This is a genomic window from Mesotoga sp. H07pep.5.4 (assembly GCF_003664935.1).
Taxonomy (GTDB): Bacteria; Thermotogota; Thermotogae; order Petrotogales; family Kosmotogaceae; genus Mesotoga; species Mesotoga prima.
This window is the reverse complement of sequence record NZ_JFHM01000010.1, coordinates 52402-75964: the sequence shown is the minus strand read 5'-3', so window position 1 is coordinate 75964 and position 23563 is coordinate 52402. Positions and strand designations below refer to the sequence as shown.

The following is a 23563-nucleotide window of genomic DNA, read 5'->3' as shown; positions in this document are numbered from 1 at the left end:
GACAACAATGCCCGCATAATTCCTTCCTTTTCGGGTTTGTTCTCTTCTTCTACTTCTAGAATACCTTTGCGTGTATTTCCATGCATTTTGAAGGGCTTTATATCATAGAGTTCTTCTCGCCGAGGACTTGCACGATCTCATTTAGTTCATCTGGGTAACGGTCTGACTTCCTAACTACTTACTCTACTGGAAAATACCTCTCCTCTCTTCCAAACACTTTTCTGGATATACTTTCTAGAACCAGCTTTTCTGGTTGAAAGATACTCAAAATCAATACTTCTTTGGTTTTCCTACTGGAGCCATGTATATTGCGAATTCGTCATAACCATCCAAACCGATTAACTCGTCTGTCTTTGTCTGATCGTAAGCGGCAATAGCACATGTCCCTAAATTGAGTGCCTCGCACGCCAGGTAGAGGTTTTGACAGACGTGACCTGCATCCAGGAGAATCGGCTTATATGAAGTCAAGTCGTATCTCCACTCTGTTCTGTAAGGAATGACGGACCAAACAAAGGTGACTGCACACTGGCCGACAAACTTCTGACCGAAAGCGGCCTCTGCCACTTCTTTCGCGAAATCTCCTTCCTTTAGGAGGATTAGCGAATGAGACAGAGCTACGTAGCGATATAAACCTTTCTTGAGACCCTTAACAAGTCTGACGAAAAGGTAAGTTTCAAAGGGGTGACGAGCGCCTGCTGAGGGGACCGTCCTCAGTGTCGCATAGTTGTTTTTCAGAACACCCTTGACTCCCTGTGTGGACCAGAGAAGAAATGAAAGCGACTCAAGAGAGATCTTATCATCTGAGAATATTCTCCTGCTTTCTCTGGAAAAGATGATTTCCCTCAAGTCTTTCATATGGAGGTTAACAACGTTCGGGTCGGGCAGTTTGATTAGTTCATATCCCTCCGAGCTTTTTTCCAGTGGAGGCTGAGGTTTTCCTTCCATTTGATCTGTTTTCTTTAGCTGGCTATTCGCTTCTTCCCAGACCTTATTGCCCAAGAAGGCTCTTCCTTCCTTTCTATCAATCATACAACCCTCCCCTTCCTCAGCTATATAAATAAGTTTAGCATAACAAAGAATAGCAGATTCAGAAGAAATTAGAGGAATCTCGAAAACGTGATTCTGATAAGAAATCGTGGACGCAAGGCTGGCAAGAACATTTCGAGAAGAGCCTCGAATCAACTGTCAACGGTCCACCGTCCTCCGATAAGAGCATATTTAGTCGAAAGACGAAAGGCGCCGAATATCATCGGCGGTCGCAATGCCGCCTGCGGCGGGATGCAAGGCTGGCGAAGGTCACGCCAGGTTGCAATGCCCGCTTCGCGGGGAAGATCTGCGTAGCCAGTCTGCTTCGCAGGCCAGTCACCTTCGGTGGCCAGTCTCGCCTTCGGCGAGGCCAGTTCGGACTACGTCGGGTAAATAACAGGTCTCCGCTGATTATTACTGATTACAACGTTTCCCGGCGATGCTAACACTTTTGTGACAGGATGCTCAAAAGAAATGAAAGTCAGAGAATTCGATCGTGTGCAGTGCGAGAAAGAATGACTATGTTAAATGGCTCTTCGGTTATTCTGAAAGCAACACATGTCGTCATTCTGACAATGCTCCTGGTCAGAATACCGGGCTGTTGTGCGAAAGGGCGATTCTTTCCAGCGATCAGCGGATCTTCGTTATTAAGGGGATGACTGTTCTTAGTCGCGAGATCCCGTACAGGAGCACTACGGGATGACAACTAATGGTTACTGTGAAAAGGCCATATCCCGTCATTCTGACAATGCCCCTGGTCAGAATTTCGGTCCAAAGGACGCTGTGCGCTTAGTAGCAGTAACCTGCTGAACGCTGATGAAAAACGTAAGCCAGTCAACAGTACACCGTCCTCCGTTGAGAGGATCAAAACCGGATCCCGGATCAAGTCCGGGATGACAATATTGGGTGATCAAGAGAACATCACATTCTATCTGAATTTGTTTTGGCATCCAGTTCTTGCATTATGACTTCAGTTCCGCTTTTTTCAGCTGATCTCTTGCTGTTTCCAGCGTTAAGCGTCTCCTTGCAAGCGGGAAGCGGCTCTTGTTGGAGAACGGAGACCTTTCAACGGCGGCGAACCGGTTTCAGTTGGCTCTTTCCAACGCCCTACGTGCTATCGCAAACCACGTTATATTCGAAAACCGAGATCCCGAAACAAGTTCGGGATGACAAAGGGAGGGAGGACTGAGAAGTCATTAATGCAATAATAGCGATGGTTATTTCGAAAACGTCTAAATTCGTCATGCAGCGGAAATGGTGCACCAACTTTTGAAAAATAACGTTCCTTTCGACCTTTCACTCTCATAATTTTCCTAATTCTATACTTGACAACTTAGATTATCTGAACTTGTTTCAGCATCCAGCTCATATTTATTCTTCGGAGAACGGGGAACCGTTCAACGGCGAACGAGTTCCGTTGCTCTTTCATACCACGTACCCGCTACCCCCAACCCCGGTCTAACAACTCACAACTTGGGACTGATCCTTTGCTCTTTCAAACCCCCAACCTCCGACCCCGAAGCACGGTTTTCCGGAACGAATCTATATAACTCCATGCTGATTCAAAGTTAGTGAATTAGAGCAAAAGTCGAAGGGAAATTTCCAAAAGTAGCACTTGACAATATAGATGACCAATGTTCTAGTTGACTAGAACACAATGTGATTAAGGAGGTGTGCAGGTGAATAACAAGTATCCTTCGATTACTAAGCTAATATTGGCAGGAGTGCTTGGTCTTTTGGCTTTGCTGATTCCTTTCGCGGCGGTCAAGATACTCCTAGCTATTGCTGGAATCGTTATAGTTGCGTTAAGCCTGAAGAAATTCAAATGGCTGCTCATAACTCTCGGTGTTCTGTTCCTTGTTATTCCAATAGTAGCCCTGGGCGCGATAAATGGAATCGGGCAGAATTTCCTCAACTGGCCTCTCGGTTTCATAGACGATCCTTCGATTCTTCAGTGGTTCAACTGGATCGAGAACGATGATTACGAATACTATGGCAACAACGAAAGGGACTACAACAGGAAAGGCTCAGATCATAAGACTTATATGCCTGATCAGTATGTGGATGGAGCAAAGGAAATCGTTGTTTCGGGACTTGGTTTTGAGATTAGCTTCGATGAAAACTCAGATAAGGTCCACATCCCTTCGGAGCTCGAAATTAACAGATATGGAGAGAGTTTGCAGATTTCGATGCCCAAGGATATGAAAAACTCAACTGCGCAAATAACTATTGGAACGCTTTTAGAATTTGAGAGATTGGAGTTTAGAACGGCTTTCTTGAGGCTGAACGACAACGTGAATGTTGCGAAGATGGAAATTCAGACTATCTCAGGAGAGATCAGGGGAGAAATCATGGCGAGCAATATGATTTCGATTGAGGGTACATCTCTCTCAATAACTGGAACCCTAAAAGCTCCGGAAATAATTATTGCAAATGTGCCTTCGCTGTCCTTCATGGGAAGTGTAGAGGCAGAAAAGTTTACCGTGCAGAACGGGATAGCACTGGCCTTTTCTATGGATGCGTCGAAAATCGAGAATCTTTCGATTCATGGAACCGTGGTGAACGGGAGGATAAAATTCAGCGATTCGTGGACCGGAAGCAGACGGGTGAACGTTTCGGGAATAGGCGGGTCGCTCAATCTATTGATGCCCACCGGGAGTGGTGGCTTTGAACTTATTACCTCTGGTAGGGTGAGCGTCGTTACTGAGAAGTATTGAAAGAAGTGATGTCATGTTTGGAAAAATCGATAAACACGATGGTGTTCCGGCCTATTTACAGATTATGAACATAGTTAAGAGGGAGATAATGCTCGGACGTCTAGAAAACGGAGACCAGTTGCCCCCGGTTAGGGAGATGGCCGCGATGTTCGGAGTGAATATGAACACCGTAATCAGATCACTCGAAAGGTTGCAGTTCGAAGGGTTAGTGGAGGCAGAACATGGGGTAGGCTATTTTGTGAAGACAGCACATTCGATAAACAGAGAAGTAATGGAGACGATATCTGAAACTGTAGGGGAATTAAAGAAAAACGGCATAGATCTGCAGATGGCTAAGGTTTTGCTGGAGGAGGTATGGAAGAATGACTGAAAAAATTGAAGCATATTTTATGAAAGAGTTCAGCGAAAAGGCAGGAAGGATAGCCGTCTTTTCCCTTGGATTGCTGATTCCCTTCTATCCGGTGAGAATGATATTCCTCTTTCTATTGGCAACGAGTCTTCTCCCATCAGATATTCAGCATAAGAGGCTTGGGTCGCTGCTGGCGCTTCCGTACTCGCGCCAGGAGTTGTTCTGGATATCGTATCTCTTTCTCATTGCGTTGAGCGTTGTTACACAGGTGATTGGAATGGCGTTATTCGGCGCTAGCCTAATCTCATCGATGAATATTTACTGGCTTTCAATGGTGATCGGTTCCATAAGTTTTTCTACTGCCTATTTTGCCGTTTCAATGATAAGCGTAACGGCCGGTCTGGACAACTTTGGTATTCCATTCCTCGTGCTGATTGCCGATTTAATAGCTGGGGGTGTCGGAAACAGGTTCAGCAATCCGTACTTCTATGCCAGCCCGGCCCACCAGGGTAACGTTTGGATCAGTGGGGCCGTATCACTAGCTGTCTTGCTGGTTGCAAACTATCTATTCGTCAAGAAAGGAGTGCAGAAATGATAGTCTCTGTAGATAAACTAAGAAAGTCCTTCTCGTCGAAGCCCGTTCTGAACGATATTTCTTTCAATGTAGAGCAGGGAGATATCTTTGCGATAGTCGGACCAAATGGCGCGGGAAAGACCACGACGCTCCGCTGTATATTCGGAGAAATCGCTCCGGAAGGTGGAGAGCTAACGGTATTTGGAGAGAAGGTTACATCGCGTATTAAGGAGAAGATAGCGGTCATGACGGAAGATCGCCTGACCTTCAGGAGGTTCCTCGGCGAGGACTACCTAAGGATGTGGAGAATGCTTTATCCAGGCTGGCGAGAGAAGGTTTTCGCCAGTTTCGCAGTGCATTACAAGTTCAATCTAAACGAGAGAGTTGAAACATATTCAATGGGCATGAAAACCTTATTCCATATAGCTCTTACGGTTGCTAGCGGAGCCGATCTGCTCATCCTTGACGAACCCACTCAAAGTCTCGATCCGGTGATAAGACAGGAAGTGATGGGTGTACTGAGAGATTATGTTCTTCAGGAGGGCAAAACAATGATTATCTCCTCTCACGAGATCTACGATCTGGAGGAGATTGCCGGTTCCTTTGCCGTAGTCCTTGAGGGAAAGGTGCTATATTCAGACACAATAGATGGTGCCAAGGAAACACACCGGATTATCCCGAAGGGGCAGACTATACCTTCAGGAGAGATTATAGGTGTTACGGGTGAGGAAACCCTGGTCCGAACTGATGAAGAGGCAGGCAGATTCCCGAACTTCAAAGAGATCGTGCTGTGTTACCTTCAGAGTAAGAAAGCCTTTGCGCCTTTTGAAGAGGAGTTCAAACCTAGATTCAAGATTTGATAGTGTCTCTTTGCTAAACATTGCACGGGGCGATCGGCAGTATCGCCCCGCTCTTGAAGCTAGAAGTGGATCGAGTCACAGATGTAATTGCAAGGTACGCGTTTCCATTATCCAGGTTTTGCGGTCATTTGTCACTGAGATGTTTGGAATCTGATTTGTTGGACTGAATGACTGGATGCGTTCCGTTGGAACTTTTACCCTCATAGTCCAGTTTGTATCTTAGTAGTTCGCCTTCGGGACTGCACTTTGCTCTTTGTCTGCTGCGAGGCGTAAATTCGAGGAAGAATCTAACTCTTCTGTGACTCTTGAGCTGCAGAGGTGTAACATCCAGGATTATCAGGTATTATATTTGTGAGGGGATTTCGTAAGGGAGGTCTTTGTATGGAAGAAGAGAATGTGAAGAAAGAGACTGTAAAGAAGGGGAGCGGACTGTCTCAGATCTTTCTGGGTCTGATTGTTATTGCGCTAGGATTGGTGATCATTTTTGTGCCCGCCGTACTGTCGAACTTCTGGCTCTTGTTTATCTGGCTTCCAGGAGTGATAATGGAATACAATGCTTTTAGAAACAGGAATAACGGCTTGCTTGTTCCCGGTGGAATTCTTCTGGTCGTTGCGCTTGCGCTCACTCTTGGAGTCATCTTCCCCGGTTTCTATTCTCAAGGAGGTTGGGGTCTCTTCGTTCTTGCTCCTGCCTTTGGGCTGCTACAGCTCTATTTTGCCGATGGACGAAGGAATTTCGGTTTACTCGTTCCGATTGCGATATTAACTGCTGTGGGTGTGATCGCTCTTATACCTTCATCACTTTCCCAATGGACAATGATAGTGGTTGGGGCGGTTCTTATTGTCTTTGGTTTGCTCATTCTTTTTAGAAGGAAATAGTCAAACGTCTCGTCCCATCTGATAGAAATCGAAGTAATCATCGTTGACTCGCATGAATTTCTTCAGTTTCCCTTCGATTTCGAAGCCCATCTTTCTGTAGAGAGCTATCGCCCGATCGTTATCGGTACGGACTTTAAGACCGATCCTTGTAATCCCGTTTCTGCCAGCATGTTCAACTGCGAGTTCAATAAGGACTCTTCCTATTCCCATTCCCCAGTACTTCATTGACACTGAAAGAGCTATTTCGGCCCAGTGGTATATTCGCTTTCTTGAGCCCCCTTGCATTGTGATAAGACCTACTATGCTCTGATCACATTTGGCTACTGCCATGAGACAGTTGCTTCTCTCTTTGAAAGAACTTATGAGACGCCTTTCATCCTCACTGCTCATGGTGAACTCGCCTCTTCCAAAGCTGAGATAGTCGGACTCGACGGCTACTGAATTGATGTATTCGATTATTCTATCTGAATCGCCGATGTCTGCTCTGTAGAAGTGACAAGAATCACCGTTTCTTAGAGTGATTTCGCGTAGAGGGCTCTCAGAATGGTAGTTTTCCATCTTCGCCTTCCGCGGATGTCTCTGGAGGCCCCTCGGAAACATCTTCCGCCTCAATTGAATTCAGAAAACTAGAGTACTGTTGATCAAGTTCTTCTTTCTCCTTCTTGAGAGTGATCAAACGCAATCGGGCGGCTGTAAGCAGCTGAATAGCCTTCTGGTAAGCTTTGAGCGCAATTTCGACGTCGATCTGAGAGTTGCCACGGAAATACTCGTCTATCGATCTTATGTAGCCAAGAAGCTTCTTGAAGTCCATAGCGTTTATCTGATCTTCTTTCAGTTTCAGAATTGATTCGAGAGTCTTTTCATCCATTTCATACCTCCGATTTCACTTCATCAATTGTAGCTTTTGCTTCGCCGTCTTTGAAAATACAGTCAACTTCATCTCCAGGAGAGACAATTCTGACACTGTTAACAATCCTGTCGGCTTTCTTCAGGACCACACCACCGAAAAGGAGGGAGGCTGCGTATCCCCCATGCAAAGTGAGGTCGTTGAAGAGGTCGTCGAGGTCGTTACCTGCCTCGTTGATTTTGTCGTCGATCAGTCTGAATATTCCTTTGTCAAGTAGCTCGACCTGTCCGTTTGCGTTCATCAAATGTCTGTCGAGCTGATTTCTCAATCCTGCATAATCTAGCTGACTTTCACTGTAGTGAAAACTTCTTTGGATGGTCGTCTCCGCCCTGTTTATTAGGCCCTCGGTAAGTGCTAAAATTTCGTTCATCGTTCGCTCAATCGAGAGAACATACCTGGTTGGGTTGAAGGATCCAAGTTCGTTTACAGCCTGGCCGATCCTGTGAAGAATGGTTCCCGACAAAACCCTTATCTCATCCTCGAAGAAATGCTCCGTTCGACTCATATTTTCCTCTATTCTGTCCGACATGATCCCAAGTCTTTTAGGATCGGTCTCATCCCAAGCTCTTTGGAATAGCCAGTTCATTTCGTCGTCTAAGAGATCCGCGAATTCTTCAAGAGAGGCGATATACTCGTTTACCTGTTCGGTTATTCCTCTCGCTACTGCCGTTGGGGTGTCGAATCTCTTCCATGCGACGAAGTCCGGAATCGTGAAATCTCTTTCATGGCCGATAGCGCTAAGCACAGGGCAGTAAGTCTTGTTGAAATCCGAAATTGCACTTCCCAAATCCAGGTTGTCGAAGTACATTAAGTCGCTCGCAGAGCCACCACCTCTGGTCAGGACCACAACGTCGTATTTAACGGGACAGGAGGCGATTTTCTTCAAAGCGGAAAGAATCCCGGGGACGGTTCGATTCCCCTGCATATATGATTCAAAAAGATGAACAATGGGTTTGTAAGGATATTGAAGAGAGAGATTGGAGAAGAAATCCCCGAGTCCCGCTGCAGTTGAAGACGAGATGACGGCAATCCTCTTAATCGGGGGCAGCTCGGCGAGATCGTGTTCCTCGGTTCTCAATGCATTCCGAGCTTTAAGAGCGAGATAGATCTCCCTTCTTCGAGCGGCAATATCCGACTCACCGATCGGCGCGATCGTATCTATCCAGATGGAAAAGCTTGCACGCGGTTTGTAGAAACTGAGAGTACCTTCGAAGAGCCACTTCTTACCTTTCAAGTCGGACGAGCTCTTTAGAGCTAGCTGTCTTCCCATCCTTGCAAAGGCAGAGGTGCCTGAAATCATGCTCAGATCTATTCGCCGCTTCGTACCTCGCTCAACGTAATCCTGAGATACATTGATATATACATAGCTGCCTCTGACGTTTATATTGGTAACATCGGCAGGAAACTTGACTCTCAGATTGGTTAAACCCGCATCTGCAAGAATCGTTCTTATATGTTCTAGCATATTGTCAAGATCCTTGAATTCAAGAGTTTCTTCTCCCATGAAGTTCTCCTCTGAATGAATGCTTTACTCCATTATAAAAGAAGAGGACGCCTAATGGCGCCCTCAGTAGGAACATTCACAATTATTTCGCCGTATAGCCACCATCTACCATCAAAGACTCTCCGTGAATAAAAGAGGCGTCCTCACCGGAAAGAAACAAGACGGCATTAGCGACTTCTCTGGGATTTCCGAGCCTGCCTATAGGATGCAAGCCAACTAGCATGTCGTACATCTCCGTTCCCTCCTTCATTCCGGCATTCTCAATCAGCGGCGTCTTTATGAAAGCAGGATTAACGGCATTGATTCTTATGTTTTTGCTTGCATACTCCAGCGCTGCGGCTTTCGTCAATCCAACGACAGCGTGTTTGGCGGCTACATAAGCGGAGGCATTGTTGAAACCGACTTTTCCAAGTATAGAAGAGTTGTTTACAATTGTTCCTCCGCCCTGCTTAAGCATCTGCTGAATCTGGTACTTCATTCCATAATAGACGCCCAGCAAATTGATCGAAATCACTCGTTCCCACTCCTCTTCAGGGTACTCAGATATCGGAAGAGAAGGGCCAGCAATCCCAGCGTTATTGAATGCGACATCAAGCTTTCCAAACTTCTCTACGATTTTGTTGATTATTTCCTTTGTCTGCTTGGCGTCTGCGACATTGTGCTTCATGAACACTGCAGTGCCGCCGGATTCGTTTATCTCTTCGGCTAACTTCCTTCCTTTTTCTTCATTGACATCTGTAATTACTACCTTTGCTCCCTCTTCTGCGAATGCGATGGTGGTTTCGGCTCCGATTCCAGAGCTTCCTCCCGATATCATTACTACCTTGCCTTCGAATCTCTTCATAGTGAACCTCCTTATATAAGGATGAACTCCGATAGTTTCTATCTGCTATATTTAGTATATCACAATCCTTGCTAAGCTCAAATAACGATCCAGACTGCGCTTTTAAGAGGAGCTTTCAAAAATCGATTGACGATGATTCGCTTATCAACTTGTGAAAGGCTTGGCCTAGAAGAACGACGCTTTATTCGAAGTTTTTTCGATGCAAAAAGAAAAGGGACCGAACGCTGACATCATTCAGTCCCTTTATCATCAATTGCGGTTAGCTCAACCATTCATTTCGAGATTTCATCGCTCGGCTTGCTCTATCGTAAGCCATCCCTCTTCGACTTCAAAAAGCGCGACAAGATTTATTACTGCAGTATCGTTTGGCGACAAAGTAAACTTTCGTTCAATTTCCCTTGTAGTCCCATCAGGAAACACTTCAACTGCCTTTATTCTGTGCCACGGACCGGCTGAATAAGCAACCTTTCTCTTTCCCTTTTTGACATCCTCAAGTTCGATATCGTCGACAATTACATTTATTGTATTTGCCGATTTATATTCGACGCCGTCTACGACGATGTCTTTGTTTTCTACGAAGATGTTATGTTCCTTTCCGAGAACGTAAAGACCAAATCCAAGAGCAACAAGGACCACAACAAGGGCGACTCTAATAATGTTCCTCCTCATGCGATCAGCCTCCTGTCCCATCTTCAACCGCTGCTTTGATTGCTGCCTTTGCCTGCCTTCTTTCGGTCTCCTTTTCAACCTGCCTTCTCCAGGCGTAGAGAGCGAGTGAGATGGCGATTATTCCATAAGATACAAAGACCCTGAAAAACTCGCCGATCTGTGCCTGGCCTAAGAGTTCTTTTCCCGCTCTTGGAGCGACAATAAAGGTCAGATGGAAGAGAGTGATTCCAATGAAGACATTTGGAATGGTTGCTTTTGCGACTGAGGCGCCTCCAATAAGAAGCGCGGCAATGGCGAACGTTCCGACCTGATCGTGGGAATTATATGTGTTGATCGTCCCGATATTCTGCAGGAAGATAATCTGACCGTAACAGGCGAGAACCGTCGAAATAATTATCGAGAGCGTTCTCGTCCTATCCACGTTTATTCCGGCGGTTGCCGCCACTTGCATATCCTGGCCCACAGCCCTCATGTCTTGACCGAGCTTTGTCCTCGTGAACCAGAAAACAAATATACAGAGTGCAGCTATTATTGCGAAGACACCTAGAGGAATAGAGACCCCGCTTATTTCTATGGACCACATATTGTCGAGAGCTTTTCTTATGCTTATTAAATCGATTGCATTTCTGACACCGTATCCTCTGGGAAGCAGCAACTTGTCACTGGCAATCGGTATTACACTTCCCATACCGTAGAGGATCGTAAGCTGATAAATCCCGTTTATGAAGAATCCCAAAATCATTGATGTAACCATCTCTCTGCCTTTTGCACGATTGAGGATCATTCCCGCAAGCATGCCCAAAAGAATCGCGATTGGTGTTCCAATAAGCATAGCAAGAACAATTCCCGGAATACCTACTACTCCCCAGTCGAGCATGAAAATCAAGCCTATCTGCCCTGCCATGGCTCCAAGCACAATACCGAAGTTCAATCCCATGCCGGCCATAACAGGTATCAGTAGAGATATGACAAGGAAGGAGTTTCTCCCGAGTCTCGTGATGATTTCGTTCAGAAGATAATCAGTTGAGAATCCCGACAACGGCACGGCGAAAATAAGGAGAATGACAAACAAGATTGGAACCGCATTGGAAATTACGAATCTCACCAATGGATTCTTTGCGCGTGTTAAGCTCTGATCCTTCATTTTCTCACCTTCGTTCTTCTCGTCAAAGCATAAACGATCATACCGTTAGAGACGATTATCCTGATTACCTCCGACATGTCGCTCTTAATGAGATTATTCATGACGGAAGGTGTCATAGTTAGAATTCCCTGGAACAAGAACGCTCCAATGATAACGTTTCCCATAGACGCCTTCGAAACGGATGCGCCCCCGAGCAGTAAAGCAGCAACGGCCGGAAAGGCCATCAATAGAGGGGCCATGTATAACTGAATGAATCCGAAACTCTGTTCATAGACAAGGATTCCCACAGCCGCAATAACCGTAGAGATCACGACTGATAGAATTCTCATTCTGTCTACATTAACTCCGGCTGCTTTTGCATATACAGGATTTGATCCTGCCGCCGTCATCGCCGTTCCTAGCTTCGTCTTGAAGAATGACCAGACGAGCAAAGCAATGAGGGCGAAGAAAAGGATCGTCCCCGTTGGAAAGAAAAAGTTTCCGATTCTTATGCTGAGAAAGTTGTTAAGAACACCCAACCAGTATCCCTCGACACTTATGGTTGTCCTTAGACCGGAGCCTCCATATCCCCATATCATGTTCGGGCTCTTATATGGCAGGAGAAGCCACATCATACTCATGAAGGCCACTGAAGAGAAACCCACGTATGTTGCTACGACCATCTCGTCTCCCTTAACTCTGTTTAGCAAAAGGCCGTAGAAGAACCCTAGAATTGCTGCGAATGGTATTGCAATACCAATTGCTGTCAAGAAACCGGCAAGCCCCGTTACACCGAGTTCAATGCTTGTAACCGCACCGATCAATCCTGCAATTACACCGAGCTGCATTCCGAAATTCAATCCGCAACCGGATTGAACCATCGGTACGAGCGAAAGAACCAGAACGGAGTTCATGGCAAACCTTACTAATGTGTCGCTAATCGACGTCCCTATACTTATGTTGACAAATGGCGCTATTACGAAAAGAGATAAAAGGAAGAGAGCAATTATGATTCTCGGCCAACCGGCCTTCTCTATAAGGTTCGCAATGCCTTCAAACACTTTCCTTCACCTCTTCCTGCTCGCCCAGCATAAGCAAACCGAAGTCAGCCGGATCGGCGGTCGGCGGTAGAATTCCAAGTATCCTTCCTTCACTTACTATTGCTATTCTGTCGCAGATCGAGCGAAGCTCCTCTAGCTCGGAGGAGGTCATAATGATTGTTGTGCCGTGTTCTCGATTTTGTGTTCTTAGGGTTTCGAGAACCACGCTCTTCGCGCCTACGTCAATTCCCCTCGTTGGTTCAGAGACAAACAAGAGATCGGGTTCGAGAACGAAGGCCTTGGCAAGACATACCTTCTGTTGATTTCCTCCTGAAAGCTCCTTCGCCTGCTGTTTTTCACTCACGCATTTGATCTGGAGAGATTCAACGTATTCTCTGGCCACCCTTGAGATTTCTTTGTCATCTCGCCACTTGATCAAGCCACCTAGAAGATTCTTGATGAACCTTCCTTGAATCTGGATCGCGGTGAAAACAATATTCAAATCTATCGGTTCATCAAGGAGGAGACCAACGCCCCTTCTGTCTTCCGAAACGAATGCGATGCCTCTACTCAGGACGCCGACGGGATTGTTTAGCGGTAATCTCTCGCCTTTGTAATAGACTTCACCTTCCGCGGGAAAGAGTCCCATTACTCCGTTGGCTATTCCAAGCTTTCCTTGGCCGGCGAGACCTCCTATGCCGAGAATCTCTCCTTTGTGAACCTGGAGATTGACTCCATTTACCTGTTCTCCGGGCATGTCTACCCAGAGATCCTTTATGTCCAGAACAATTTCAGGCTCTTCACTTTTGTTTTCTCTAACCGATGAGCTGTCCTTTATTTCTCTTCCTACCATCAAAGAGGCGACCTCTCTTGGAGTCGTCTTTGAGGATTCCAGCTCTCGAACAACCTGACCGTCCCTCAGTACTACTAGACGATCTGCTATTTTCAACACTTCGCTCAACCTGTGACTAATGAAGATTATAGAAAGTCCCTTATTTGCAAGTCTTCTTGCCGCCGTTAGCATGGTTTCCGCTTCGGATTCCGTTAGGACGGCCGTCGGCTCATCGAGAACGAGGAGCTTCGTAGACTTTCTATCCATCTCTCTCGCGATCTCGGTGAACTGCCGGTGACCGACAGGCATTTCGCTAACGAGCATATCAGGGTCCAGCTGTACCTCAAGCTTTTCTATTGCAGCAACGGCTCTTTTGTGCATTTCTTCTCTGTTTAGAGTACGTAGTCTCTCGCCAAAGACCTCTACGAAAATGTTGTAGTTTGTGGACTCTCTATTCAGCAGGATATTCTCCGTTGCCGTGAAGCCGGGTATAAGTATGAACTCCTGATGTACCATGCCAATCCCTGCTTCTATCGCTTCAAAGGGACTGGTAAAATTGACTTCGACGTCATCTAGAAGTATCCTTCCTTGAAAACCCCCAGTTTCCTGAATCACAGGCAGGCCGAAGAGAATGTTCATGAGCGTTGACTTTCCGGCGCCGTTTTCTCCAACTAATCCAACGATCTCGCCTTTTCCAACACTAAGAGTTACGTCTTTCAAAACCTGATTACCAAAGAACTCTTTACTGATATTTTCCATCTTCAGCAAGTATTGCTTTTCATCCATGGCTTCACCCCAAATACCGAACGTTGGAAAGAATCAAGAAAAGGGGGGCTTACCCCCCTTCTTGACGCTATTAGCTTAGAAGTTTAGATATTTCTCAGGAACTTCTACTTCCGTGATTCCCATGTAACCTTTGCCAAATATGTAGGTATCCTGATAGATCAGGAGGTAGTTCTCTTGCTCGATTCCATTGGCATCGACGTAATAGCTTCCATTCCAAGCCGCGCCTGGTGTGTATTCGGCAAATGCCGCCATAATGGCATCGAAGTCGTCAATCTCACATTTGCCTTCGATGACATTCTTGGCATGTTCTGCAAGAGCGGCTGTAGTCGTGTAACCAAGAGAATAAGCCCATGTACCCATTCTCCCTGCCCCACCTTTCGCGACAACGGCTTCTTCTACCTTTGCGAGTATTGCCGGCCAGTTGCCAGTCTCTTCCTCAGTGAAGGAGATACCAAGTGCGCCAGGATAGCCCATGAGAGGAGAAGGAAGATCGGCTTCGATGAAGTAACCGCCAAGTTCGGCAACTCTCTTTAGAAGAGGTTCTGTGTGGGCATCGTTTGTACAGAAGAAGGCGGTCTTTGGTCCATACTCATCAAGCCAGGCAGGGACTTTTTCAAGAATGAACTGTTGTGCTCCTGCGATTCCAACGTCACTGACAGGGTCAGGAGAACCCATATCAATGAACTCGAGGCCGAGTTCTTCACATGCAGCTCTCATGATGTCTCTTCGCTTGGAAAGAAGTTCGTAAGACATGTGCCTTGGGAATGAGATATGCATGAACTTCTCTGCGCCCAGCTGCTTGGCCGTGTAGATTATCAGGTAGCCACGTGCCAGTGAGTCGGCGTTGACGGAAAGATCAGCTGCATCGGCTAGCATTGGAGGATCTTCGTGAGGCAGACCGGCAAGAAGAAGAATGTCTGGTCTTGTTTCCTTGATTCTTCTGAAGCTCTCGACTGTTCCAGGAATTGCCTGGTTGACAATGATAGCCTTCATTAGAGGATCGTCTGCGAGACCAGTTATCTGTGCTATAACTGTCTCTTGTTCAGACATGAAGTTATCAGGGTAAGTAAGATGTACGATCATCCCACCGGAAGCAGCATCCCCGTATTTCTTGATCAGCGCTTCGGCGCCTCGAAGATCATCTTAGACTGTGACACCGTTCCGGTTACAACGCCGATGTGAAATTCTGCGGCAAACATGAAAGCCGCGCTTACAAGAACTACCAGCAGAACTAATAGTGCTTTACGCATTCAAAACCCCCCTTTTATTAAGGATTTAGGCTGCCCGACAGGCATCCTTTAATAACATATCTTGTTTGACCGATATAAAAGCCGGATGGCCCGGATATCAAAAAGGAAAGTATAATGTTTAACGAGACTAGTTTATCACAATTTTGAGTCATTAATGTAATGACCTGGTTCTTCAGTATTGGTCATTCAAGCTCCCTAAGTACGTCTAGTCTCCTCTCTTTGTTCTGTCCTTTGTTATGCTGGTTTATAATCCTCTTGATGAGCGCAATCGTCTCGAAAATCCTAACTTTCTTTGTATTGATAGGAACTGGATTCATAATGAAGAAAAGTAATTTGGCCGACGATCTATTCACAAAGGGGATCTCAAGATTTGTCCTGTACATAACCCTACCCGCTTTGATAGTAGAGTCTATGAATTTCGACTTTTCTTACGAGATGCTTTCAAACTCCGTAATATTGTTAATGGCCGGTGGTGTGCTCTATTTGTTTCTCTGGATCCTGGGAATTGCTTCTTCCAGAGTTCTCAGGCTTACCGGTGATGTTAGAAGTGTATTTCGTTATGCTATGCTCTTCGGAAACGTCGCCTATATGGGCTATCCGGTTGTGGAGTTGGTGATCGGAAAGAAAGGTGTTTTTTACAGTGCAGTGTTTAATATCTGGTTCAACATATTAACCTGGACCGTTGGGATCAGGATAATGTCGGGCAAGACGGAACTGTCAGGGAAAAAAGCCTTCCTGAATCCCGGAATGATCTCGGTCTTCATTGGCCTTGTTCTCTTCTTCACACCTCTTAAACTTCCGGTCTTTCTCGACGAAGCTCTTGCGCTTCTTGGGGAGAGTACTATTCCATTGGCTATGATCGTAGCCGGTATCATTTTGGCAAGTTCAAAGATTTCTGCGATTCTGAAAGGGCGAACGATAATAATCTACAGCCTTTTGAAACTTTGCGTTGCGCCGATGATAGTCTTTCTTTTCCTTTCCTTCTTGAGACTGCCGCAAACGGTCGAGAAAGTGCTGATAATAATGAGTGCAATGCCGGCTGCAGCTAATACGTCGATCTTTGCGCGGCTTTTTGATTCGGACTTCGAGCTTTCTTCAAGATTGATAGCTTCCTCAACTCTTTTCTCCCTAATTTCGATCCCTTTAATCATCTCTTTTCTTGAATGAAAAGGTCAGATCTAGATTTTCTCTTCCGTTTTGCTTTGAGATAATGCTATCATCCCTCTATAAACTCCCGAAGAGAGGTGTGAAAATTGAGACGTCTCGCGGTTGCTTTTTTTATTTTGGCTCCTTTGATTGTGTTGTCGGGAAGTGTTGCCCTGGTTCTTTCAGGCGGTGGAGCGAAGGGCGGCTATGAGATCGGTGCCTGGAAGGCTTTGATAGATCTCGGAGTCGATTTGGGTGGAGTGTACGGTACTTCGGTAGGTTCTCTTAATGCCGCTGCAGTTGCACAAGGCGATTTCGATAAAGCATTGGATGTCTGGAGAAACATTTCTGAAGAGAGCGTGATGAAGCCAACGGAAGCGCAGCGAAAGTTGATCGAGGCATATGGAGGAGGTTCTGACTGGAGTCTCGGTGAGCTTTATCAGGGAGCTGTAGACGTCATCAATGAAGGCATAGATGTGACGCCGCTCAAGGAGCTGCTCAGCTCTGTGATATCCGAAGAAGCCGTGAGAAACTCCTCGATAGACTTCGGACTTGTGACTTTTGATCTGACCGATGTCAGGCCCGAAATGCTCTTCATTGAAGACATACCTCAAGGATCTCTAGTGGATTACTTGATGGCAAGCGCGAATTTCCCCGGATTCAAAACGGTAGTCATCGATGGAAAGGCCTTTGTCGATGGAGGAATCTACTCAAATCAGCCAGTTGAGATGGCTTTGGAAAGAGGTTTTAGAGAGATCATTCTGGTCGATATCGGTAGAACTGCTCTTAGAGATAGAATAGGGAAGTTCCAGGCGTATCTTTCCGGGGCTAAGCTCACCCATATAAGACCGAGAGTTATGTACGGCAGTACTCTGGATTTCGATTCGGAGAAAGCCATACTACAGATCGAAGCAGGCTATCTAGATACCCTGGCCGCTTTTGGCTTGACGAAGGGAAAGTACACATATATCTTCGAGAACAGAGACATCTTCAAGATGATGTTCGATTCGCTCTCCCCGGAAGAGAAGAACGAGGCAATGAAGATAATCAATGATTCTCGGGAATGGGACGATCCCGAGAGCTTCTATTCTGAGCTCTTATCATCTCTTGAAGTGATTTATGAGAGTGAGGATCCCATGATAGACGTAGTAGATGAGCTGGCTTCAATGCTTGAGGTACCGGCTCTTGATCTGTACAGCGTCGAAGAAATACTCCAAGCCCTGCGTGATGCCTACCTGAGCAAAGGATTCCTAGATGAGAAAGTCTCACCTGTTCACCTCAGGAAGATGCTAAGCTTTTTTATCTTCCTATTGGAAAAGGCAGAGATTCCTGAACCACCCACTCAATTCGACCTTTTCAAATCTTCCTTCATAACGCTTAGGGGAGTAGAGGAGTGAATACTATGAAATGGATGATTTTTTCTCTGGTAATTATGTTTCTGTTCTCCGGTTGCGTTCCGATGGCTTTAATGATGGGACCGGAGATTTTACCTAGCGGCACGTTGAAACAGGCCGTTGGAATGGATCTCCTTGTAGGTTTCGAAGAATCTATCCTCGCCCCCTGGAGTTTCCAGTATCTTGCCAGGATGGGCCTTACGGAGTATCTCGAAGGTTCACTTAGGGTAGCAATTCCGAGCATCTTCATTTCCGCGCCGGCAGCCACGGTCGAAGCTGGGGCAAAGCTGGGAGTACCGGGCTTCAGAAACGCAGCCCTTCTGGTGAGTGGAGGGGCCTTTTTCGGCAAAAAACCAAGTGGAATAAGCGGAGACGACTACTTCATACCATTCCTCAGGGTAGCGCCGATGGCGGGGTTTTACATACGAGACTGGATGGTTGGGGCTAAAATCCAGCTTTTCGTGGCCAGCGAAGCTGGTATCGTTTCCGGTCTCTTCTTGACAAATGGAAAGTTCTATTTCGAGCTGGACATACCTTTTATCGAAAGCACATCCAGCCCCGATGGAGGCCTATTTGGAATCTCCGTCGCTTTTTGATTGAAGAAGTAACTCACAGTTCTTCAAACGAGCCAGAGTAGCGACTATATTGTCGGGGATTCTCTCGAGCCTTGTGTTGTAAAATGTCGCGATGTTATTGTAATAGGCTCTGGCGAGTTCGAGCCTATTTTCGGTATCCGATAGTTCTCTTTGAAGTCTGGATACGGCATCGCTTGATTTAAGCTCTGGATAGTTTTCGATAAGAAGAAGGAGCCTTTCAGCCGCTTCTTCGTTCACAGCTGCCTCGCTTCTGAGAGCTGCTATCTTTGTCTGGATACTCTGCTCATGCTTCATCAAACTCGAGACGGCGGAAGAAAGGCGCGGTATCAAATCGTGCCTTCTCTTCAGCTGAACCTCAATCTGTGAAAAGCCCTGTCTCACTCTTTCTCTAAGCGATTTGAGACTATTGAAAGTGGTCCAGAACCATCCTATCAGCCAGAGGCCCAGATATATTCCGGTCGGCATGAAGTAATCTGAAACTCCGGAAGGTATCCATCTATAAAAGCCAATCCTGCTTGCTATGAAGAATGAGATCAACAATACTCCCAATCCGCCCAGAGAAAGCAGCCAGTAATTTAGGGAGTAAGACTTGCTAATCCTGTCTTCTTCACGAGTTGAAATCAAGAACAGGGGTGAACTCTCATCATGAGCGATCTCAGGGGCAACAACATCCTCTCTTTCTCTGGACTGGCCGATAACATAAACTCTTGCGTCAAGGGGAATAATCGATTCAGTGAACATTCTTAAGTGATCGGAGTGAATTATCGATTCTGCAGGACCCTTGCCATAGTACAGCGGATCGGACGGTCTGCATCTCAAATTCATCGCTCTAACTCCTTCGATTTTCGCTTTCTCGGGTCTAATTTGAATCGTGCCTGTCTCGTCGCGGAGATTAAATGGACACATCGACTCACCAGATGCGACTGTCTTCCAACCACTCTCACGTTTCGTTCTCGTTCTGGTCTTCCCCTTTGAATCGGTATAGGTTTCTGTAGTCGTCTTGCTCCAGTGTTCAGAGATTTCCCAAGAGCACTGTACGCATGGAGATTCAGTAAGGTAACTCGTAACGGGGTTTTGGCATTCCACCTTTCCCGACACTTCCACCAGACCTATGAAGACCCCGTGTGCCTTCGAAGTTGGCATGTCGTCGATCAACCGCTTTCGCCTGTACGATCTGAAAGAAAAGAAGAGCATGAGTAACGACAATCCGAAGCCGATCAACCTGATAAGAGAACCATAATCCATAAAGCTCACCACCAAAAATCAACTTGTTACACGGCCAGTCGGATTTTATCATAACTTGGTGATAAGCTTCCGGGAAGGTCTTCGGAAATTCGAGAGTAGACGTCTTTGTCAGTCAACGGTCCACCGGCCTCCGAAATTAGCAGACTGGCGAGAGCTGAAGTGATGCGGCGAAGAACATCACCGGAAGTGAGGCTGTTACGCAGGAAGAGTTTCGGGTCAACCGTCAACGGCCCACCGTACTCCGAGAGGATCCTTCGAAGATGCAAACAGAGATCCCGAAACAAGTTCGGGATGACTAAGTTAAGAACATTCGAGAAAGCGAGCCGGGTACGACAGTGTTTGCTGATTCCGAAAACGTCGGCCTGAACTTGTTTCACCATCTTGGTCTTGAGAGCCGCTGTTCGCTTAGGAGCAAGAACCCGCTGCGCGCTGATGAAAACCGTTTGCCAGTCAAAGTTCCACCGTCCTCCGAGAGGATCCTTCGAAGATGGAAACACAGATCCCGAAACAAGTTCGGGATGACAATGTGAGAGACACCCGAGAAGGCGAGAGGGGTGTGACAGTGTTTGCTGATTCCGAAAACGTCGGCCTGAACTTGTTTTACCATCTTGGTCTTGAGAGCCGCTGTTCGCTTAGGAGCATGAACCCGCTGTACGCTGATGAAAACCATTTGCCAGTCAACGGTACAGCGTCCCCGCCAATAAACACCGGTTCTTCGTTCCGACGCTGCGCGTCCAGGTTCTTGGTAAAAGCCGAGGTCAGAGGGAAGAGGTTGAAAGAGCGATAAGAGCTTGATCTTCTTACCTCTAACCTCATACCTCTAACCTCCCGCGTTGCCCTAGTCGGGAACTGGAAACTAACGTAAGGGAACAGCAGCTAGACAAGAAGCATTAATAGCTCATCGTAGTTTCTTGCTATGTTAACGGGGCCTTTGTTTCTCCTGACATGTTTTCCAAACCAGATGAAATCGATTCCCGCATTTTCGGCTCCTCTATAGTCTGACTCAAGGCTGTCTCCTATATACACAACCTCATTCCTTTGAACGCCAGCCCTGCGGATTGCTTCATGAAATATTCCTGGATCGGGTTTTGCCACTCCCGCCTCTTCGGAAGAAAGTGAGAATTCGAAAAATTCGGGGAGGCCCGCAGATAGAAATCTGTTATGCTGTACGCGATATACACCGTTGGTTATTATTGCCATCCGTTTACCCTGTCGCCTCAGGGTCGTGAGAAACTCTCTTGCGCCGGGCAGGAAATATGCCTTTCTCGAAAGCCTTGTAAGGTATTCATCGTTAAGTTCCTCAGGATCAAAGCTTACGTCAATAGAATCACAGTATTCCCTGAACCTTCCGACTACTACTTCTTCTTTATTCCTTGTTCCCTTTTCAAGATAGCCCCACCACTTTGAATTTATAGACTGATAGGATCTCACCTGTTCTTCAGAGAGATCAATATCTCGCGCTTTGAAGAGCTCTAGAAGAGATTCTACTTCGCTCCTTTCAAAGTCAAGGATCATGTGATCCAGATCAAAGAAGTACATCTTATATTTACTGCTCAAAATCAATCCATCCTTATTATCACCTTGAGCGACTTCTTTGCCGCTTCAAAAGCTTTTAGTGATTCGTCGATGTGAAAGATATTCTCGATAAGTGTTGTTGGGTCTACCGTTCCTTCTTCAAGCATGGAAATAGCTTTATCAAAGGGTCCGCACCTTGAACCGATCAATTCTATTTCCCTAACGACCACGCTCGTCACGTCAAATGACGGTATTCCTTGATAGGTGCTTTTCAGCACTATCTTCCCCTGTGGCCTTACTAGCCTAAGCGCTTGAGCAAGTCCTGAAGAGTTTCCCGTTGCTTCGATTACGATATCGAAGTGCCTGTCGTAAGATTCGGCTTCATCGATACTCAAAAATAGCGCACCGGAGCTGCTTCCGAGAAGCCCTATCCTTTGGGAGTGTTTACCTACCAGTCGGTGTTCAATCTTCTTTGCCGAAAGAGCCATTGAAATAAGCAAACCCAGTTTTCCGTCACCAATCAGGCAGACTCTCTGATCCGGTGAGAGTTCTACGGACTCGAAGACCTGAGCCGCCGCTGCCAGAGGTTCGGTAAATACTGCCTTCAGACTTGAAACAGATTCTGGAATCACATGAAGATTCTCGTCTGGAAGTACCGCGTACTCTGCAAATACCCCCGGGTAGTCGGAGATTCCAACGGTCTTGATGTTTCTGCAGTGTTTGAGAAGCCCCTGTTTGCAGAGATCGCAGGTCTTACAGGGAATGTTGATCTCCGTAGTTACACGTTTGCCTGACAAGATGGCCGAGTCGCTTTCAATAACCGTCCCCAGAAGCTCGTGGCCGAGAATTCCATGGTAGTCCATGTAGCCGCGGGTGATCTCCAAGTCTGTATTACATATCCCGGCAAGATTGACCTTTACCAAAGATGTTCCGGGCCATCTTACCGGTAACGGAACGTCCAGCAGTTTAAGGGTGCCATCAAAGACAAGCGCTTTCATTGTCTGTAAACCTTGTCGAGAGAATTTTCGATATCATTGAGTAAATCCGAGTAATGCTCAAGTCCAGCAGAAATTCGTACAGTCTTGCTTGAAAAGCCGAATTCGTGCAGCTCTTCTTCCGGATAATCTCTGTGAGTCATCATCGCTGGCACTTCCACCAGTGTCTCGGCATCACCGAGAGATACCGCGAGTTTGATTAGGTTCAGATTTCTCACGAAGCTTTCAGCGTTCTCTCTTGGACCCTTCAATTCGAAGCTTATGATACCTCCAAATCCTTCCATCTGCCGCGATGCAATATCATGTCCGGGATGATCTTCAAAGCCAGGATAAGATACCTTCACTACTTCGGGGCGGTTCCTCAGAAAGTTTGCGATTTCCCTTGCGTTTTTTTCGTGTCTCTCCATTCTAAGGCCCAATGTCTTCATACCTCTAAGCAACAACCAGGCGTTGAAGGGACTCATCACTCCCCCCAGTTCGCACATGTATCCAAACTTGAGCTTTTGAACGTAGTCGAAGTCCTTTGAAGTTGCAAAGCCGCCGATTACGTCTCCATGACCGGATATGTACTTCGTTGCGCTGTGAAGCACGACATCCGCGCCGAAATCAAGCGGTCGTTGAAAGACGGGTGTTGCAAATGTATTGTCGACAACTACCTTGACACCGTTTGAATGTGCGATCTTAGCGAGTGCTTCTATGTCGATTATCTCGAGTGCAGGATTGGTAGGAGTTTCAAGGTAGATTAGCTTTGTCTCCGAAGTAATAGCTTTCTCTACGGCGTTAAGATCGGTCATGTTTATGAATTTCGTCTTGACCCCGTAGTTCGTTATTAGGTGATTTAGAAAACCGAATGTAGAGCCGTAGAGATTCCTGTGGGCAACCAACGAATCCCCAGCGGCGGCAAAGGACATGACAACTGAGCTTATGGCTGCCATGCCTGAAGAGAAGGCTACCCCGTCAACACCGTTTTCCAGGGTTGCCAGCCTCTGTTCGAAAAGATTTATCGTAGGGTTCCCACCTCGTGTGTATACGTAGGCACGTCGTTTGAATGAAAAAGTATCCTCCGCCTGCTGCAGGTCAGTAAATGTAAACGTAGAGGTCATGTATATTGGCGGATTCAGAGACTGATTTTGGTCTTCTTGCTCTGCGGCGTGAATCGAGAGGGTATCAAAGTGGTGCTTCTTCGTCTTATCCATAATAAACACCTCGCTTCCTTTATGACATTATATCGTAGGAAAGAAGGAGCGCCGGTAACATTAAGTATGAAGCTAGTAAAACAAGTATGTTATTGATAGAATCGTTAGCCGACAAA

General features: G+C 46.4%; 23 protein-coding genes and 1 pseudogene. 9 read left to right on the top strand and 15 right to left on the bottom strand.

Translation table 11 applies throughout. The annotated features are described in order from the left end of the window. Positions 1 to 270: 270 nt before the first annotated feature. Positions 271 to 1029 (bottom strand): SagB/ThcOx family dehydrogenase, encoded by a 759-nt coding sequence (locus tag Y696_RS06760; protein ID WP_121510033.1) that lies wholly within the window; start codon positions 1027 to 1029, stop codon positions 271 to 273. Positions 1030 to 1522: 493 nt separating this feature from the next. Between Y696_RS06760 and Y696_RS06755 the strand changes: the two genes are divergently transcribed. From Y696_RS06755 to Y696_RS06730, 6 genes are all read left to right on the top strand, one after another. After that, entirely contained in the window at positions 1523 to 1729 is a 207-nt protein-coding gene (locus Y696_RS06755) for a hypothetical protein (RefSeq protein WP_121510032.1), read from the top strand. Between the two features lie 976 nt (positions 1730 to 2705). Further along, the gene (locus Y696_RS06750) at positions 2706 to 3743 is read left to right on the top strand and encodes a hypothetical protein (RefSeq protein WP_121510031.1); all 1038 of its coding nucleotides are present in this window, start codon (positions 2706 to 2708) and stop codon (positions 3741 to 3743) included. 13 nt (positions 3744 to 3756) lie between these two features. Further along, positions 3757 to 4113 carry a GntR family transcriptional regulator gene (locus tag Y696_RS06745; protein ID WP_121510030.1) on the top strand — a complete coding sequence of 119 codons (357 nt, stop codon included), beginning with the start codon at positions 3757 to 3759 and terminating at the stop codon, positions 4111 to 4113. Next, positions 4106 to 4687, top strand: a complete 582-nt coding sequence (locus tag Y696_RS06740; RefSeq protein WP_006486668.1) for a hypothetical protein — start codon at positions 4106 to 4108, stop codon at positions 4685 to 4687. Before Y696_RS06745 ends, Y696_RS06740 begins: the two co-directional genes overlap by 8 nt. After that, the gene (locus Y696_RS06735) at positions 4684 to 5526 is read left to right on the top strand and encodes an ABC transporter ATP-binding protein (protein WP_121510029.1); all 843 of its coding nucleotides are present in this window, start codon (positions 4684 to 4686) and stop codon (positions 5524 to 5526) included. The genes Y696_RS06740 and Y696_RS06735 overlap by 4 nt, the downstream gene beginning before the upstream one ends. Before the next feature lie 381 nt (positions 5527 to 5907). Beyond that, positions 5908 to 6405: a hypothetical protein gene (locus tag Y696_RS06730; protein ID WP_121510028.1), complete on the top strand. Its 498-nt coding sequence runs from the start codon at positions 5908 to 5910 to the stop codon at positions 6403 to 6405. Here the strand turns inward: Y696_RS06730 and Y696_RS06725 are convergent, their stop codons facing one another. The 9 genes and pseudogenes from Y696_RS06725 to Y696_RS06685 all read right to left on the bottom strand — a co-directional run bounded on the left by Y696_RS06725 (position 6406) and on the right by Y696_RS06685 (position 15360). After that, positions 6406 to 6963, bottom strand: coding sequence for a GNAT family N-acetyltransferase (locus Y696_RS06725; RefSeq protein ID WP_121510027.1), 558 nt, complete (start codon positions 6961 to 6963; stop codon positions 6406 to 6408). Further along, positions 6944 to 7273 carry a hypothetical protein gene (locus Y696_RS06720; RefSeq protein ID WP_121510026.1) on the bottom strand — a complete coding sequence of 110 codons (330 nt, stop codon included), beginning with the start codon at positions 7271 to 7273 and terminating at the stop codon, positions 6944 to 6946. Before Y696_RS06720 ends, Y696_RS06725 begins: the two co-directional genes overlap by 20 nt. Before the next feature lies 1 nt (position 7274). Next, the gene (gene xseA / locus Y696_RS06715; protein WP_121510025.1) at positions 7275 to 8816 is read right to left on the bottom strand and encodes an exodeoxyribonuclease VII large subunit; all 1542 of its coding nucleotides are present in this window, start codon (positions 8814 to 8816) and stop codon (positions 7275 to 7277) included. Between the two features lie 82 nt (positions 8817 to 8898). Continuing rightward, complete coding sequence (locus tag Y696_RS06710; RefSeq protein ID WP_121510024.1) at positions 8899 to 9660, bottom strand: SDR family NAD(P)-dependent oxidoreductase; 762 nt, start codon at positions 9658 to 9660, stop codon at positions 8899 to 8901. A 285-nt stretch (positions 9661 to 9945) separates the two neighbouring features. Continuing rightward, complete coding sequence (locus Y696_RS06705; protein WP_259459871.1) at positions 9946 to 10329, bottom strand: DUF6672 family protein; 384 nt, start codon at positions 10327 to 10329, stop codon at positions 9946 to 9948. A gap of 4 nt (positions 10330 to 10333) precedes the next feature. Beyond that, the gene (locus tag Y696_RS06700) at positions 10334 to 11473 is read right to left on the bottom strand and encodes an ABC transporter permease (protein WP_006486652.1); all 1140 of its coding nucleotides are present in this window, start codon (positions 11471 to 11473) and stop codon (positions 10334 to 10336) included. Next, the gene (locus tag Y696_RS06695; RefSeq protein ID WP_006486650.1) at positions 11470 to 12513 is read right to left on the bottom strand and encodes an ABC transporter permease subunit; all 1044 of its coding nucleotides are present in this window, start codon (positions 12511 to 12513) and stop codon (positions 11470 to 11472) included. The genes Y696_RS06700 and Y696_RS06695 overlap by 4 nt, the downstream gene beginning before the upstream one ends. Further along, positions 12506 to 14110 (bottom strand): sugar ABC transporter ATP-binding protein, encoded by a 1605-nt coding sequence (locus tag Y696_RS06690; protein ID WP_006486648.1) that lies wholly within the window; start codon positions 14108 to 14110, stop codon positions 12506 to 12508. Before Y696_RS06690 ends, Y696_RS06695 begins: the two co-directional genes overlap by 8 nt. A gap of 75 nt (positions 14111 to 14185) precedes the next feature. Beyond that, positions 14186 to 15360: pseudogene (locus tag Y696_RS06685) on the bottom strand (DUF3798 domain-containing protein). Between the two features lie 159 nt (positions 15361 to 15519). On the opposite strand from Y696_RS06685, the gene Y696_RS06680 reads away from it, so the two are divergent. The 3 genes from Y696_RS06680 to Y696_RS06670 all read left to right on the top strand — a co-directional run bounded on the left by Y696_RS06680 (position 15520) and on the right by Y696_RS06670 (position 18496). Further along, positions 15520 to 16527: an AEC family transporter gene (locus Y696_RS06680; protein ID WP_006486641.1), complete on the top strand. Its 1008-nt coding sequence runs from the start codon at positions 15520 to 15522 to the stop codon at positions 16525 to 16527. Between the two features lie 86 nt (positions 16528 to 16613). Further along, positions 16614 to 17903 carry a patatin-like phospholipase family protein gene (locus tag Y696_RS06675; RefSeq protein ID WP_006486639.1) on the top strand — a complete coding sequence of 430 codons (1290 nt, stop codon included), beginning with the start codon at positions 16614 to 16616 and terminating at the stop codon, positions 17901 to 17903. Positions 17904 to 17908: 5 nt separating this feature from the next. Next, positions 17909 to 18496 carry a hypothetical protein gene (locus tag Y696_RS06670; RefSeq protein ID WP_039882227.1) on the top strand — a complete coding sequence of 196 codons (588 nt, stop codon included), beginning with the start codon at positions 17909 to 17911 and terminating at the stop codon, positions 18494 to 18496. On the opposite strand, the gene Y696_RS06665 is transcribed toward Y696_RS06670, so the two are convergent. From Y696_RS06665 to Y696_RS06645, 5 genes are all read right to left on the bottom strand, one after another. After that, complete coding sequence (locus Y696_RS06665; RefSeq protein ID WP_006486635.1) at positions 18470 to 19741, bottom strand: LemA family protein; 1272 nt, start codon at positions 19739 to 19741, stop codon at positions 18470 to 18472. The genes Y696_RS06670 and Y696_RS06665 overlap by 27 nt on opposite strands. 26 nt (positions 19742 to 19767) lie before the next feature. Beyond that, the gene (locus tag Y696_RS14280) at positions 19768 to 20007 is read right to left on the bottom strand and encodes a hypothetical protein (protein ID WP_259459868.1); all 240 of its coding nucleotides are present in this window, start codon (positions 20005 to 20007) and stop codon (positions 19768 to 19770) included. A gap of 610 nt (positions 20008 to 20617) precedes the next feature. Then, complete coding sequence (locus Y696_RS06655; RefSeq protein WP_259459867.1) at positions 20618 to 21298, bottom strand: YjjG family noncanonical pyrimidine nucleotidase; 681 nt, start codon at positions 21296 to 21298, stop codon at positions 20618 to 20620. A 2-nt stretch (positions 21299 to 21300) separates the two neighbouring features. Beyond that, the gene (locus Y696_RS06650; protein ID WP_006486629.1) at positions 21301 to 22254 is read right to left on the bottom strand and encodes an alcohol dehydrogenase catalytic domain-containing protein; all 954 of its coding nucleotides are present in this window, start codon (positions 22252 to 22254) and stop codon (positions 21301 to 21303) included. Next, entirely contained in the window at positions 22251 to 23447 is a 1197-nt protein-coding gene (locus tag Y696_RS06645) for a PLP-dependent aspartate aminotransferase family protein (RefSeq protein ID WP_006486627.1), read from the bottom strand. Before Y696_RS06645 ends, Y696_RS06650 begins: the two co-directional genes overlap by 4 nt. Positions 23448 to 23563: the final 116 nt, after the last annotated feature.

Bases quoted from the DNA above. Each gene is read 5' to 3' on its own strand.
- Y696_RS06760 (WP_121510033.1), bottom strand. From the start codon at position 1,029: ATGATTGATAGAAAGGAAGGAAGAGCCTTCTTGGGCAATAAGGTCTGG.
- Y696_RS06745 (WP_121510030.1), top strand. From the start codon at position 3,757: ATGTTTGGAAAAATCGATAAACACGATGGTGTTCCGGCCTATTTACAG.
- Y696_RS06740 (WP_006486668.1), top strand. From the start codon at position 4,106: ATGACTGAAAAAATTGAAGCATATTTTATGAAAGAGTTCAGCGAAAAG.
- Y696_RS06735 (WP_121510029.1), top strand. From the start codon at position 4,684: ATGATAGTCTCTGTAGATAAACTAAGAAAGTCCTTCTCGTCGAAGCCC.
- Y696_RS06730 (WP_121510028.1), top strand. From the start codon at position 5,908: ATGGAAGAAGAGAATGTGAAGAAAGAGACTGTAAAGAAGGGGAGCGGA.
- Y696_RS06725 (WP_121510027.1), bottom strand. From the start codon at position 6,963: ATGGAAAACTACCATTCTGAGAGCCCTCTACGCGAAATCACTCTAAGA.
- Y696_RS06720 (WP_121510026.1), bottom strand. From the start codon at position 7,273: ATGGATGAAAAGACTCTCGAATCAATTCTGAAACTGAAAGAAGATCAG.
- xseA (WP_121510025.1), bottom strand. From the start codon at position 8,816: ATGGGAGAAGAAACTCTTGAATTCAAGGATCTTGACAATATGCTAGAA.
- Y696_RS06710 (WP_121510024.1), bottom strand. From the start codon at position 9,660: ATGAAGAGATTCGAAGGCAAGGTAGTAATGATATCGGGAGGAAGCTCT.
- Y696_RS06705 (WP_259459871.1), bottom strand. From the start codon at position 10,329: ATGAGGAGGAACATTATTAGAGTCGCCCTTGTTGTGGTCCTTGTTGCT.
- Y696_RS06700 (WP_006486652.1), bottom strand. From the start codon at position 11,473: ATGAAGGATCAGAGCTTAACACGCGCAAAGAATCCATTGGTGAGATTC.
- Y696_RS06690 (WP_006486648.1), bottom strand. From the start codon at position 14,110: ATGGATGAAAAGCAATACTTGCTGAAGATGGAAAATATCAGTAAAGAG.
- Y696_RS06680 (WP_006486641.1), top strand. From the start codon at position 15,520: ATGACCTGGTTCTTCAGTATTGGTCATTCAAGCTCCCTAAGTACGTCT.
- Y696_RS06670 (WP_039882227.1), top strand. From the start codon at position 17,909: ATGAAATGGATGATTTTTTCTCTGGTAATTATGTTTCTGTTCTCCGGT.
- Y696_RS06665 (WP_006486635.1), bottom strand. From the start codon at position 19,741: ATGGATTATGGTTCTCTTATCAGGTTGATCGGCTTCGGATTGTCGTTA.
- Y696_RS06650 (WP_006486629.1), bottom strand. From the start codon at position 22,254: ATGAAAGCGCTTGTCTTTGATGGCACCCTTAAACTGCTGGACGTTCCG.
- Y696_RS06645 (WP_006486627.1), bottom strand. From the start codon at position 23,447: ATGGATAAGACGAAGAAGCACCACTTTGATACCCTCTCGATTCACGCC.